The organism is Carboxydothermus ferrireducens DSM 11255 (assembly GCF_000427565.1).
Lineage (GTDB): Bacteria > Bacillota > Z-2901 > Carboxydothermales > Carboxydothermaceae > Carboxydothermus > Carboxydothermus hydrogenoformans.
In genome coordinates this window covers 22855-34789 of record NZ_ATYG01000013.1, presented here as the reverse complement: position 1 = coordinate 34789, position 11935 = coordinate 22855, and the positions used below count along the sequence as shown (strand labels likewise).

Below are 11935 nucleotides of genomic sequence, written 5' to 3'. Positions count from 1 at the left end.
TAATTTGCTATAATATTCTTAAAGGAAGGGGTTTTACCCCCTTCCTGTGGTTGAGGTAGGCTAGGGAGTTATTTCCTTAGCCTTCTTTATTTTTTTAATTTTGGCGCAGTTTTTTTGTTAGTCTTTGTAACTTTTGTGGCTTTTGTTTTTTTAGTTTGGCTTGCTTGTTTTTTTGCTACATTTTTTGTTTTATTGGTTTTAACAATTTGTACTTTAGCGGTTTTAACGGTGTTGGTTGCTGCTTTTTTTGCTGTGTTAGCCAGTACGGCTAAAGGACTGGTTAACAACATGCCGAGAACAATTAAAACTGACAAAAACCTTTTCATTTTACCACCTCCTTCTTTTGTTATTTAATATCTAATTATCCAGCAAATGGATAATTAGTGCCTCAATGTCTCCATCAAGTTCCCTTTGACCCAATACTACCAATCTTTGTTTGGGTTTAAGCCGAGCTTTGGGGACTAAAGACTTATTAAAATAAATTTTGGTATTTTGGGTGATTTCAATTTTTTTAAGGATGTGCTTTTCTTGCAAAGTTATGTGGTCATTAGCAACTGATCTTACAGTTCCTACCAAGCTAACGGTGTCATTGGTTTTAGCGTAGTAGTACTTATAAAAGCTACCAAGAAGGGCAAAAACCAGTAACAGCAAAAAGATTAATTTCAAAAACTTTTTCATTTTTACAACTCCTTCTGAATTAAAACTAAATTTAACTGGCTTTCAAAAAGCTTAAAGCGCTTACTGGAAAAGGAGATAAAGAGAAAAGTTAACAGAATTAAGAAGAAAATTTCAAAAGGAAAACGTTCCATTAAAGCTTCAAAATAGTAAACAACCTTTTCCCCAAATAAAACGCCGTCTCTTATAGCTGCATAAAAGATAAGGTGCAGGCGACTTTTGAAGAAATGAAAGATGAAGGCGGCAGTTTCTAAAACAAGAAAACTTAAAAGCATAAAATAAAAAGACAGCCAGAACTTTAATTTACGATAGATTATTAAACGCCTTTGTTCGTAAGCGTGTTCAATAATTTTTTGGGCGATATTCGGGTCAATCATTTTTATTTCCCCCCAGTAATAATGACTTTAAAATTTCCCGCCCCCGGTACAGCCAGGATTTTACCGTGTTTTCCGGGTTTTTAGTGATTAAACTTATTTCTTTGATGCTTTTCGCTTCGAAATAAAATAATTTAAGAGCTGTTTGGTATTTTTCCGGAAGTTCTTTTAGTAATTCCTCTACCTCGGACTTTTCAAGACTGAAGCTTACTTCGCCAGGAGGCTTATCAAGGATTTTTTGAAAAATATGTTTGTCTTTTTGTTTTTTTCGCAAATAGTGATTTAGTTCATTGCGGGCAATGGTAAAAAGCCAGGTTTCAAAGTTTTCTGCAAACTTTAACTTCTTGACATTTAATAATACCTTAACAAAAACTTCCTGGGTTAAGTCCAGGGCAATATCTTCGTCCTGGAGTTTTCCCTTGAAAAAATTTAAAACTTTTTGGTAATAGATGTGGACTAAGATTTCAAAAGCCCGGTCATCACCATTTTTTGCTTTAACTATTATCGGGATTAACTTAATATCCATCTACACTCAACTCATTTCTCTAAAAATATAGAGGAGATTTTTTTAACTAAAGTTGCAGTTAATAATTTTTTAATAATTAAAAGGTAAGGTTTTATTGCTTATTTTTTTCCCTTTAAAACTTTCTATGATAAATATACCATGACCCTCTAAAGGAAAAGTGAAGTTTTGCTCAGTGGCATTGATATTTTTTACAATCCTGAAGGTTTTCCCGGTTTGAAGATTATATCCGGATATCACTAGCTTATCCTGCTGGTTTTTAGCAAAGGATAGGAACACTTTATCTGCAAATACCTGCACATGTAAAATATTCGAACCATGCTGCCAGACAGTATTAGCTGTACTGCTTTCGGGAAGAAAAACTTCGTCTTCTTTGGCAAAAAGCTGCATAAAAGCTCCAATTACTTTGCGCTGGGACCGATATAAAGCCAGGGCTTGAGCTTTTTTAGCATGTTCAAAATCATTTAAAGAAATAACGGTGAACTTTAGTTTGTTATCCGTTAGAACCCGGGGGAGCTTAAATTGCTTCCCGTAATTGGGCCAAAAGTAGCTGTGAACCAGGTAAGTATAAGTTTTTCCCTGATAACCTATTTTTCTTAACGCAACACTGGTGGCAAACCCCCCGAAGCTGTGGTCCGGATGGTTGTCTAAAACCGAGGGGAAAACAACTATATCCGGCTGTTCTTTTTTAACGATTTCTTCTAAGTTTTCAATTAAATTTTTTCCGGTAAAAGGCTGCCCGGGCTTATAGCTTTCTGGATAGCTCTGGGCATTAAAACCGGTATCGGGAGAGGTAAAAGGCGTATCATAATATTGAAATAAGACGGTTTTTAGGTAACCATCGGGATAGGTTAAGTGGTAAATCCGGTCAATGTTTAAATATTTTTTTACCTCAAAAGATTCGTTTATGCGTAAACGGCCAAAATTAATATAATCAACGGTTTTAGGCTTAAGCACTTTATAATTTACTTCTACCGCTTGCGTAAAACCATCTCCGGCAGTCAGGTAAACAACCGCTATTTTTGCTCTTTTTTCTTTTGCTTGGGTAAGTAATCCTCCAGCGGCTAAAAGTTCGTCGTCGGGATGTGGAGCCACAATTAAAATTTTTTCTTGGGGTTTGACCTTTAAAATCGCATAGCTGAAATCTTTATTTAAAATAATGTTATATATAAGCCATAAGGTAAGAAAATTTACGGCAAAAAAGATAACTTTTTTTCGCATTTTTTTTCACCCTTAAATAAAAGATGAATTTTGGGCAGGTGAAGTTGCAAAGGTTGAAAAAAACTTTGGTTTTTTCTGCGAAAAGTAGTAAACTTTTATATGGTAGAAAGATTCTTAAGGGAGGTAAAATTAAAAGTGCTAATAGACTTAATAAATCAGCAAAAGGTAATCCCCGCCTTAAGAAATCCTGAAGATTTTCGTGAAGTCTTAAATATTCCTTCGGTAAAAATAATGTTTTTACTGTTTGGGGATATTAACTCCCTGGGCGATTATTTAAAACATGCCAGAGCATCTGGGAAAAAGTTGATTGTCCACTTTGATTTAATTGAAGGATTGGGAAAAGATGAAGCAGCGGTCAAGTATTTGGTCAAAGCCGGGGTGGAAGGGATAATTACTACGAAAACTTCGATTGCCCGGCAGGCTAAAAAAGAAGGAATTGTTGCCATTCAAAGGCTTTTTATAATTGATTCGGAAGCGGTCAGAAGCGGTTTGAAGCAGCTTGCTGAATCAAAACCTCATGGTGTGGAAATCCTCCCGGCGACCGTTCCTGCAAAAATCGTCAGGGAAATTAAAGAAACTTCCCGCCTTCCGGTGATTGGCGGTGGGCTAATTCAAGGGGAGGATGACTTAAAGGAAGCTCTTTCTAAAGGATTTTCCGCAATTAGTACCAATAAAACTGCCCTCTGGTTTTTAAATACTGTTTTATAATTGTGAAAAAAAGAACATTTTTAGAATTGTAAAAATATATTGACAAATTACTCTCCTTAGACTACACTTAATAGCAGATGAAGATTTGTGGCGGGAGAACAGGAGAGCCTTTTAAGTAAAGGGAGGTACCTTTTACTTAAAGGCTCTTTTTGTTTTGCCAATGTTAATGGATACTGTATGCGGGCTGGAGAAATGGAGAGCCCTCCAATTGGGTACAGGCTTACTGTATCCAGGGAGGGCTTTTCTATTTATTAAAGGAAGGGGGAGGGGATAAGAGAGAAGAGGGGGCTACTAACACAGTTTTTTAAAATACTTTAAACAAAAATTTCAGGAGAGGAAAAACCACAATGACCGCATTTATTGGCGAATTAATTGGTGTGGCAATTATTATTTTATTTGGTGGCGGCGTTGTTGCAAACGTTGTTTTAAACAAGTCGAAAGGTCAAAATTCCGGCTGGATTGTTATAACTGCTGGCTGGGCCTTTGGGGTGGCTGTTGCGGTTTATGCTACTGGAAAGTTAAGTGGTGCCCATTTAAATCCGGCGGTAACCATTGCTTTAGCTTATCTTGGCCAGTTTCCCTGGTCAAAAGTTCCAATGTATATTTTAGCCCAGGTTTTGGGTGGTATTATAGGCGGTGTTTTAGTGTGGCTTGCTTATCTTCCCCATTGGGCGGAAACCGATGATCCAGGAGCAAAATTAGGGGTATTTAGTACGGGCCCTGCTATTAGAAATTATGCCGCAAACCTTTTAACCGAGATAATAGCTACGACAATGTTGGTTTTTGGCGTACTTGCTTTAGGTGTAAATAAAGAGCCGGCTGCTTCTGGACTTGCTCCTCTCTTAGTGGGTTTTTTAGTCTGGGGTTTAGGCTTATCTCTGGGTGGACCTACCGGTTATGCTATGAACCCGGCCCGGGATTTAGGCCCCAGAATTGCTCACGCAATCTTACCTATCCCTGGTAAAGGAAGTTCCGACTGGGCTTACTCCTGGGTACCGGTTATTGGTCCAATCATTGGCGGTTTAATTGGTGCTATTTTATATCAAATGGTATTTTAATCAAGTATAATAAAAACCGGGAGGGAATTTTGTGACGAAAAAATATGTTTTGGCGTTAGACCAGGGTACCACCAGATGCCGGGCAATCTTATTTGACCGGGACAGCAATATCGTGGGCGTAGCCCAAAAAGAGTTTACCCAGCATTATCCCAAGCCGGGCTGGGTGGAACATGATCCGGAAGAAATCTGGAGCANTCAGTACGGGGTTATTGCCGAGTTAATGGCCCGTTACAACGTAAACCCTGAAGAAATTGCGGCTATTGGTATTACCAACCAGCGGGAAACCACGGTAGTTTGGGATAGAAATACCGGAAAGCCTGTATATAATGCGATTGTCTGGCAGTGCCGGAGAACTGCAGGGATTTGCGATGAGTTAAAAGCAAAAGGCTTAGAAGAAAAGGTTCGTTATAAGACCGGTCTGGTTATTGATGCATATTTCTCGGGCACAAAGATTAAGTGGATTTTAGATAATGTCGAAGGTGCCCGGGAAAAAGCCGAGAGAGGCGAACTGTTATTTGGCACCATTGATACCTGGCTTGTCTGGAAATTAACCGGCGGAAAAGTCCATGTTACCGACTACTCCAATGCTTCCCGGACGATGATTTACAATATCCGGGAGCTTAAGTGGGACGAAGAGCTTTTAGCGGAGCTTGGGATTCCGGCCTCCATGCTTCCGGAAGTAAAGCCTTCAAGTTACGTTTACGGAGAAACCGATCCTAACGTTTTCTTTGGTCATGCTATTCCGATTTCCGGTATTGCCGGAGACCAGCAGGCGGCCTTATTTGGTCAAACCTGCTTTGAACCGGGAATGGCTAAAAATACCTATGGTACCGGTTGCTTTATGCTGATGAACACCGGTGACAAAGTTTATGAATCGAAAAACGGTCTCTTAACCACCATTGCCTGGGGGATTAACGGTAAGGTAGAATATGCCTTGGAAGGAAGTATTTTTATTGCCGGTGCAGTTATCCAGTGGTTAAGAGATGGGCTAAAACTTATTGAAAGCGCAGCCGATTCGGAATATTTTGCTTCTAAAGTGCCCGATACCGGTGGGGTATACATCGTTCCTGCCTTTGCCGGACTTGGTGCTCCCTACTGGGATATGCGGGCGCGGGGTACGATTGTAGGCTTAACCCGGGGTACTAACAAATACCACCTTGTGAGAGCTGCATTAGAATCAATGGCCTATCAAACCCGGGATGTTTTATCAGCAATGGAAGCTGACTCGGGTATTAAACTTCAGGCTCTCAAAGTAGACGGTGGGGCTGTTGCCAACAACCTTTTAATGCAGTTCCAGGCCGATATCCTGGGTGTTCCGGTAGAACGACCGGTAAACATTGAAACTACTGCCATGGGTGCTGCTTATTTAGCAGGTTTGGCCGTTGGTTTCTGGGCTGATAAACAGGAGTTAGTGACAAAATACAAAGTAAGCCGCCGTTTTGAACCGACTATGGATGAACAAACCAGGGAAAAACTCTACAAAGGCTGGCAGCGGGCAGTAACCCGTGCCCGGGAATGGGAAGTAGAGGAGTAAAACAAAATAAACTGGCTGGAGACTAAGAACGCCGTATTGCCATCCCTCGGGATGGCTTTACGGCTTTTTTTATAGTGGTATAAATAGATTACAGGTGGGGATATGGATGCAGAAACTAAAAACAACAGTTTTAATCATCGGTGGAGGTGCTACCGGCACTGGACTTTTAAGGGACTTAACTTTAAGGGGTTTAGATGTTTTGTTGGTGGAACAAAAAGATATTGCTTACGGGGCAAGTTCGCGTTTTCACGGACTTCTGCACAGCGGAGCCCGGTATGCCGTCAAAGACCCAAATGCGGCCCGGGAGTGTATTGAAGAAAATTTAATTTTAAAGAAAATTGCTCCTACTTGTGTTGAAGAAACCGGAGGATACTTTATCGAATTAAATTCCGATGACCCTGCTTACACCGAAAAATGGCTTGATGGGTGTCGAACGGCGGGCATAGAAGTCCGGGAAAGGGATCCAGAACTTATAAAAAGGGAATATCCCTTTTTAACAAAAGAAGTAAAGAGAGTTTTTGAAGTTCCCGATGGCACTGTTGACGGCTTTCGTCTGTGCTGGGCCAATGTCTGGCAGGCAGAAGAGTATGGCGGCAGGTATCTAACCTATCACCAGTTGGTGGGTTTTGAAAAGCAACAAGGGCGGTTAACTGCAGCTAAACTTCGGTCGTCCCTTACCGGCGAGGAAGTTTTTGTAGAATTCGAATTAGCGGTAAATGCTGCCGGTGCCTGGGCGGCGGAGGTAGCCAAGATTGCCGGGGTAAAAGTGAATCTTTTACAAAATAAAGGTACCCTAATTGCTTTTAACCAGCGGATTTTTCAAAAAGTATTTAACCGCTTGCGGCCACCCAGTGACGGAGATATCTGGGTACCACACTATACAATAACTATTTTGGGTACAACTTCGGTTAACGTGGATAACCCGGAAATGTTAAGACCGACTCCCGAAGAGATAACAAAGCTTTTAGAAATTGGGAAGGAGCTAATTCCTGATGTTTTAGAACTCAGGATATTGCGAGCTTTTGCGGGGATTCGGCCGTTATATTTAGGAGAAGAAAGCAATAGCCAGGACAGCCGGAGCATTTCCCGGGATTTTGTCATCATTGATCATGAAAGGAATGAAGGTTTAAAAGGGCTTATTAGTCTCGTAGGGGGCAAACTTACCACCTATCGGCTAATGGCCGAAAAAACCGGTGACTATATAGGAAAGCTTTTAGGGATTGATAGGAAGAGTAAGACTTCAGAAATTCCATTGACTCCAGCTCTTGCGGTGGAAGAGAAGAATAAAATTGCCCGGCGTTATACCGTACGAGCACCGAAAATTGAAGAAAGGTTAAAGGGTGTTACTGAAGAAAAACAGGTGCTTTGCGAATGTGAAGGAGTGACGGTGGCGGAAGTTAAAGAAGTGGCCCGGTGGGAAGATACGCATAATTTAGAAGACTTACGGCGGAAAACACGCCTGGGGATGGGCACCTGTCAGGGTTTAAACTGTGCCTACCGTGGGTTAGGGGTTGCTTTTACGGAGTTACTGGAAAAGCCTCAGGAGCCGTTGGAACAGCTTAAAGATTTTCTTAAAAACCGCTATGCTGGACAAAAGCCTCTTCTCTGGGGTGAACAGCTGCGGGAAGCAGAGCTTTTAGCCGGTCTATACGGGTGTAATTTTAGTCTCTTTGGAGGTACGGACGATGTATGATTTAGTTATAATCGGGGCTGGGATGAGCGGTTTAATGGCAGCCGGAGCGGGAGCCAGAAAACAAAAAAAGGTTTTGGTTGTGGCTAAAGGTCAGGGGGCTTTAAGCTTGTCTTCCGGCTGTATCGATTTTAATCCCGAGCTTTTAGAAAGAGAAGAAGGCAATCCTTATTTTAAAGTACAAGATGTGGTAGAGGAGAGCTTTAGCTTTTTTAAGAACTTAGTCAAAAGGTATGGGTTAAATTATGTAGGTTCACCTTCTGAGCGGACCAGAATTTTAACGACCCTTGGAACGGTAAAGAACTCCTGCCTTGTTCCGGAAAGCATGTTTCTGGAAAATCCTGAAAGTTATGAGCGAATTATAGCGGTTGGCTTCAAGGGTTATTTCGATTTTTCTCCTAAAATGTTTCTTTATTATGCTAAAAAAAGCGGAATATTTCCCGGTTTAAAAGAAACCAAGGAAGTTTACTTTGAAACCGGCACCATAACCGTTAATACTACCTGGCTTGCCCAGGCTTTAACCCAAGGGGACCTGAAGGAAAAGCTTATAGCTTTTTTAAAACCTTATGCCGGGCCGAAAACTTTAATGGTCTTTCCGGCAGTTTTGGGAGATTTACCGGAAGATAGGCTTTTTAAAGAAATGGAGGATGTACTGGGAGTAAGGGTAGTGGAGCTTCCCGGGGGACTACCGTCTATTCCCGGTCAAAGGCTCAATAAAGCATTGGTTAGCAGCTTAAAAGAAATGGGAGTAAATTTTCTCTTTAATGCTGAGGTAATAGGATATAAAAAAGATTTAAGGCAAGTAACTTCAATTAAAATTAAAGAATCTGGCGGACGGGTACGGGAGATTTCTGGTAAAGCTTTTGTGTTAGCTACGGGATCTTTCTGGGGTAAAGGTTTGTGGGCTAATAAAGAGGAAATTTGTGAGCCCATCTTTCAGTCTAAAGTTTATCTTCCCCGGAACTTTGCCGAAGACTTTAACTTTTTAGCTTCCGGTATATTTACCGATGAGTATTTGCGGCCAATTAAGGAATTAGAAAATCTTTATGCGGCGGGAAGTATTTTAGCAAACTCAAATTATTTAAAAAATAATTCCGGGCTGGGGTTGGCTTTAGCTTCCGGCTATAAAGCGGGGCTTTTAGCTTTGGGAGATAGGGAGGTGAGGAGAAATGCTTAAAGATATTTCTCTGGAAACTCTAAATCATTGTGCCAAATGTTCCACCTGTACCGCTAACTGTCCTGTAGCCAAGGTAAATCCGGATTTTCCCGGACCCAAAGCGGTTGGCCCCGATTGGCTCAGACTTTCTTTAAACGCTGAAACGAAAGTAGATTACCCCGAAGGAATAGAGTACTGCTCTAATTGCAAAAACTGTGAAATTGCCTGTCCCTCGGGAGTTCCGGTGGCGTCGTTAAACCAGCTTACCAGGGCGGAAAAATTAAAGAAAAAAGGACTTAGGTTAAGGGAAAAACTTTTTGCCAATCCCCGTTTGCTTGGAAGGATTGTGGTAAATTTTGCCGGCTTGGTAAACTTCTTTACGAAGATTAAAATCTTTCGTCAGATAGGCAAAACCCTTTTTGGAATATCCGCAAATATTTCTTTTCCAGCATACGCTCACAAGAGTTTTTCCCGCTGGTTTGGTAGTTACCGGCAAAAAGTAAATAAACCGAAAAACAAGGTTGTATATTTTCCGGGCTGTTTTACCGAGTATAATAAACCGGAAGTTGGAGAAGCTCTGGTGAAAATTTTAAACCACCTGAATTACGAGGTTATTGTTCCGGAGTTTAAATGTTGCGGTCAGCCGGCAATAGGCAATGGTAAACTTGATACTGCTCAAGAATTTGCTCATTTTAATTTAAGCCAGCTGAAAAAATATGTAAAGGATGGGACTCCCGTATTATTTTCCTGTCCAAGCTGCCTTTTAACTTTTAAAGAAGAGTATGGCGGGTTACTTGGAATCGAAGAAGCCAGGGAGTTTGTGCCGTATTTCTATGAGGCCGGCGAGTTTTTAAGGGGACTTCAAGAAATTAACAATTTCTTGGGGGGTGAGCCGATAGAGGGCAAGTATGGTTATCATGAACCGTGCCATTTAAAAGCATCGGGAGTAGGAACTCCGGGGTTGGAACTTTTAAAAGAAGTGACGGTAAATAAAGTAGTGCCGTTGGATGCCGGGTGTTGCGGCCTTTCGGGAAGTTACGGCTTAAAGGCGGAAAAAGAGCCGGTAACCGAAGCTATTGGCCAGAATCTAAAAAAGGCTATAGACCGCCATGAACCCGAGGCTCTTGTTACCGAGTGCGGGATGTGTGGTGTGCAGCTAAATAATGTAAGTTGCTTGCCGGTGTATCATCCGTTAGAGCTTTTAGCTGAAAAAATAGTAAAAGATAAATAAGAACCTGCCAAAAGGGAGGCAGGTTTTTTCTTTTTTATAAAGTTAAAATATGGTAAAATGAAGTTAGAGGTGAAAAGGGTGGAAAAAACATTGCCGGAAGAGTTTAAGGTTTATTTCTGGGATGTTGAGCTTTGCGACTTAAACATAGAGAAACATAAACGTTTTATTATCGAGCGTATTTTAAATTTCGGCGACCACAGGGCGCTTAAGTGGGTTTTAAGTAATTATGACGAGGCTACCATCAAAGAGGTAGTACAAAATAGCCGTAATCTTACGCCAAAGACCGCGCGTTTTTGGCAGTATTACTTTAAACTTTCTGAGGAGGAAATGCGGTGTTTTATAAAGCATTAGAGGAAAAACAACTTAAGGTTTTACAAAAAATAGCCCGGGAAATTCCAATTAAAGGAAGTTATCTTGCCGGTGGTACTGCTTTAGCCTTACAGCTTGGGCATCGTAAATCGGTCGACTTAGACTGGTTTTGTCCTTCCAAGTTTAATCCTGAACAGTTAGTTGCCCGGTTAAAAGAAAAGGGAGAAATTATGGAAAGTGAAATAGGAAAAGATACTTTCCATGGAGTATTAGATGGAGTCAGAGTTACCTGGCTTTATTATCCAAATCCTCTACTAAAACCCTTAATAGAAGATAAAAATATACCAGGACTTTTTTTGGCTTCAATTATAGATATAGGTTTAATGAAACTTATAGCTGTAAGTCAACGGGGATCAAAAAAAGATTTTATAGATTTATTTGCGTTAGCTAAATCCGGAATTGAGCTTAGTTATCTTTTAAAAAATCTCTCGCAAAAATTTCCCAATACTACAATAAATTATTATCATATCATTAAAAGCCTTACATATTTTAATGATGCTGAGGATGAACCGATGCCGCGAATGTTGTGGGAAAATAGCTGGGAAGAAATTAAAAACTTTTTTTTAAATAAGCAAAAGTCTTTATTTCAATTCCTTAAATATTTAAATTAAAAGGATATATACTTAAAAATCGTTAATGCTGCAAACATTATCCAAAAGGGAAAAAATTAAGGGATAAATACCGTCCAGGAAAATGGGAGTTTTCCAGGGATTGCGGATACTACTTTGCTTTTTTTATAAATGATTTTAATCCTGGAAGGATTGAAATTAAAATTATTGCTATCACTACAAGCGAAAAATTATCTTTAATTACGGGAATATTGCCGAAGTAATACCCTGCTAAAGTTAAGAGGAATACCCAGAGACAAGCTCCAATTAAGTTGTAGAGACTGAACTTAAAAAAATTCATCTGGCCTATTCCTGCAACAAAGGGAGCAAAGGTACGAACAATGGGGACGAAGCGGGCCAGGACAATGGTTACTGCTCCATATTTTTCGTAAAACCTCTGGGTTTTTAGCAAGTGCTCTTGTTTTATAAACTTAAGATTTTTTTTATTAAGAACGGTATTACTAACGAGCCGGGCGATAAAATAGTTTGAAGTGTTACCAAGCACTGCGGCTAAAATGAAAATTAGCATTACCAGATAGAGGTTTAAACTTCCCCGGGCAGATAAAGCTCCTGCTGCAAAAAGGAGCGAATCGCCGGGAAGAAAAGGAGTGACCACAAGCCCGGTTTCCAAAAAAACGATAAGAAATAAAATAAAGTAGGTTTCGGTGCCAAACCGCTGAAGCAGAAGGTCTAAATGTTTATCAAGGTGTAGAATTAAATCCCAGATTACTCCCATATTATCTCCTTTAATTTGAAAGGAATTTTATGTTCTTATTTTAATTTATTTT

14 protein-coding genes are annotated in these 11935 nt (G+C 40.3%); 8 read left to right on the top strand and 6 right to left on the bottom strand.

Going from position 1 to position 11935, the window contains the following annotated elements:
- Positions 1-86: 86 nt before the first annotated feature.
- The 5 genes from CARFE_RS0105550 to CARFE_RS0105530 all read right to left on the bottom strand — a co-directional run bounded on the left by CARFE_RS0105550 (position 87) and on the right by CARFE_RS0105530 (position 2793).
- Entirely contained in the window at positions 87-326 is a 240-nt protein-coding gene (locus CARFE_RS0105550) for a hypothetical protein (protein WP_028052031.1), read from the bottom strand.
- A gap of 31 nt (positions 327-357) precedes the next feature.
- Positions 358-678 (bottom strand): hypothetical protein, encoded by a 321-nt coding sequence (locus CARFE_RS0105545; protein WP_028052030.1) that lies wholly within the window; start codon positions 676-678, stop codon positions 358-360.
- Between the two features lie 2 nt (positions 679-680).
- On the bottom strand, positions 681-1052 hold the full coding sequence (locus CARFE_RS0105540; protein WP_028052029.1) for a hypothetical protein: 372 nt from the start codon (positions 1050-1052) through the stop codon (positions 681-683).
- Positions 1045-1575: an RNA polymerase sigma factor gene (locus tag CARFE_RS0105535; protein ID WP_028052028.1), complete on the bottom strand. Its 531-nt coding sequence runs from the start codon at positions 1573-1575 to the stop codon at positions 1045-1047. The genes CARFE_RS0105540 and CARFE_RS0105535 overlap by 8 nt, the downstream gene beginning before the upstream one ends.
- Positions 1576-1644: 69 nt before the next feature.
- Positions 1645-2793 carry a PIG-L deacetylase family protein gene (locus CARFE_RS0105530; protein WP_028052027.1) on the bottom strand — a complete coding sequence of 383 codons (1149 nt, stop codon included), beginning with the start codon at positions 2791-2793 and terminating at the stop codon, positions 1645-1647.
- Between the two features lie 135 nt (positions 2794-2928).
- Here CARFE_RS0105530 and CARFE_RS0105525 point away from each other — a divergent pair, with 135 nt between their 5' ends.
- The 8 genes from CARFE_RS0105525 (at position 2929) to CARFE_RS0105485 (ending at position 11150) form a co-directional block, all read left to right on the top strand.
- The gene (locus CARFE_RS0105525; RefSeq protein WP_028052026.1) at positions 2929-3501 is read left to right on the top strand and encodes a glycerol-3-phosphate responsive antiterminator; all 573 of its coding nucleotides are present in this window, start codon (positions 2929-2931) and stop codon (positions 3499-3501) included.
- Positions 3502-3848: 347 nt separating this feature from the next.
- Positions 3849-4559: an MIP/aquaporin family protein gene (locus CARFE_RS0105515; RefSeq protein ID WP_028052025.1), complete on the top strand. Its 711-nt coding sequence runs from the start codon at positions 3849-3851 to the stop codon at positions 4557-4559.
- Positions 4560-4590: 31 nt separating this feature from the next.
- Positions 4591-6093, top strand: coding sequence for a glycerol kinase GlpK (glpK, locus tag CARFE_RS0105510; protein ID WP_028052024.1), 1503 nt, complete (start codon positions 4591-4593; stop codon positions 6091-6093).
- A gap of 106 nt (positions 6094-6199) precedes the next feature.
- Entirely contained in the window at positions 6200-7786 is a 1587-nt protein-coding gene (glpA, locus tag CARFE_RS0105505; protein ID WP_028052023.1) for an anaerobic glycerol-3-phosphate dehydrogenase subunit GlpA, read from the top strand.
- Positions 7779-8960, top strand: a complete 1182-nt coding sequence (locus CARFE_RS0105500; RefSeq protein ID WP_028052022.1) for an anaerobic glycerol-3-phosphate dehydrogenase subunit B — start codon at positions 7779-7781, stop codon at positions 8958-8960. Before glpA ends, CARFE_RS0105500 begins: the two co-directional genes overlap by 8 nt.
- Positions 8953-10170 (top strand): anaerobic glycerol-3-phosphate dehydrogenase subunit C, encoded by a 1218-nt coding sequence (locus CARFE_RS0105495; RefSeq protein WP_028052021.1) that lies wholly within the window; start codon positions 8953-8955, stop codon positions 10168-10170. Before CARFE_RS0105500 ends, CARFE_RS0105495 begins: the two co-directional genes overlap by 8 nt.
- 78 nt (positions 10171-10248) lie before the next feature.
- The gene (locus CARFE_RS0105490) at positions 10249-10521 is read left to right on the top strand and encodes a DUF6922 domain-containing protein (RefSeq protein ID WP_028052020.1); all 273 of its coding nucleotides are present in this window, start codon (positions 10249-10251) and stop codon (positions 10519-10521) included.
- Positions 10503-11150: a nucleotidyl transferase AbiEii/AbiGii toxin family protein gene (locus tag CARFE_RS0105485; protein ID WP_028052019.1), complete on the top strand. Its 648-nt coding sequence runs from the start codon at positions 10503-10505 to the stop codon at positions 11148-11150. Before CARFE_RS0105490 ends, CARFE_RS0105485 begins: the two co-directional genes overlap by 19 nt.
- A gap of 109 nt (positions 11151-11259) precedes the next feature.
- Here the strand turns inward: CARFE_RS0105485 and CARFE_RS0105480 are convergent, their stop codons facing one another.
- Positions 11260-11883 carry a DedA family protein gene (locus tag CARFE_RS0105480; RefSeq protein WP_028052018.1) on the bottom strand — a complete coding sequence of 208 codons (624 nt, stop codon included), beginning with the start codon at positions 11881-11883 and terminating at the stop codon, positions 11260-11262.
- Between the last annotated feature and the right edge of the window lie 52 nt (positions 11884-11935).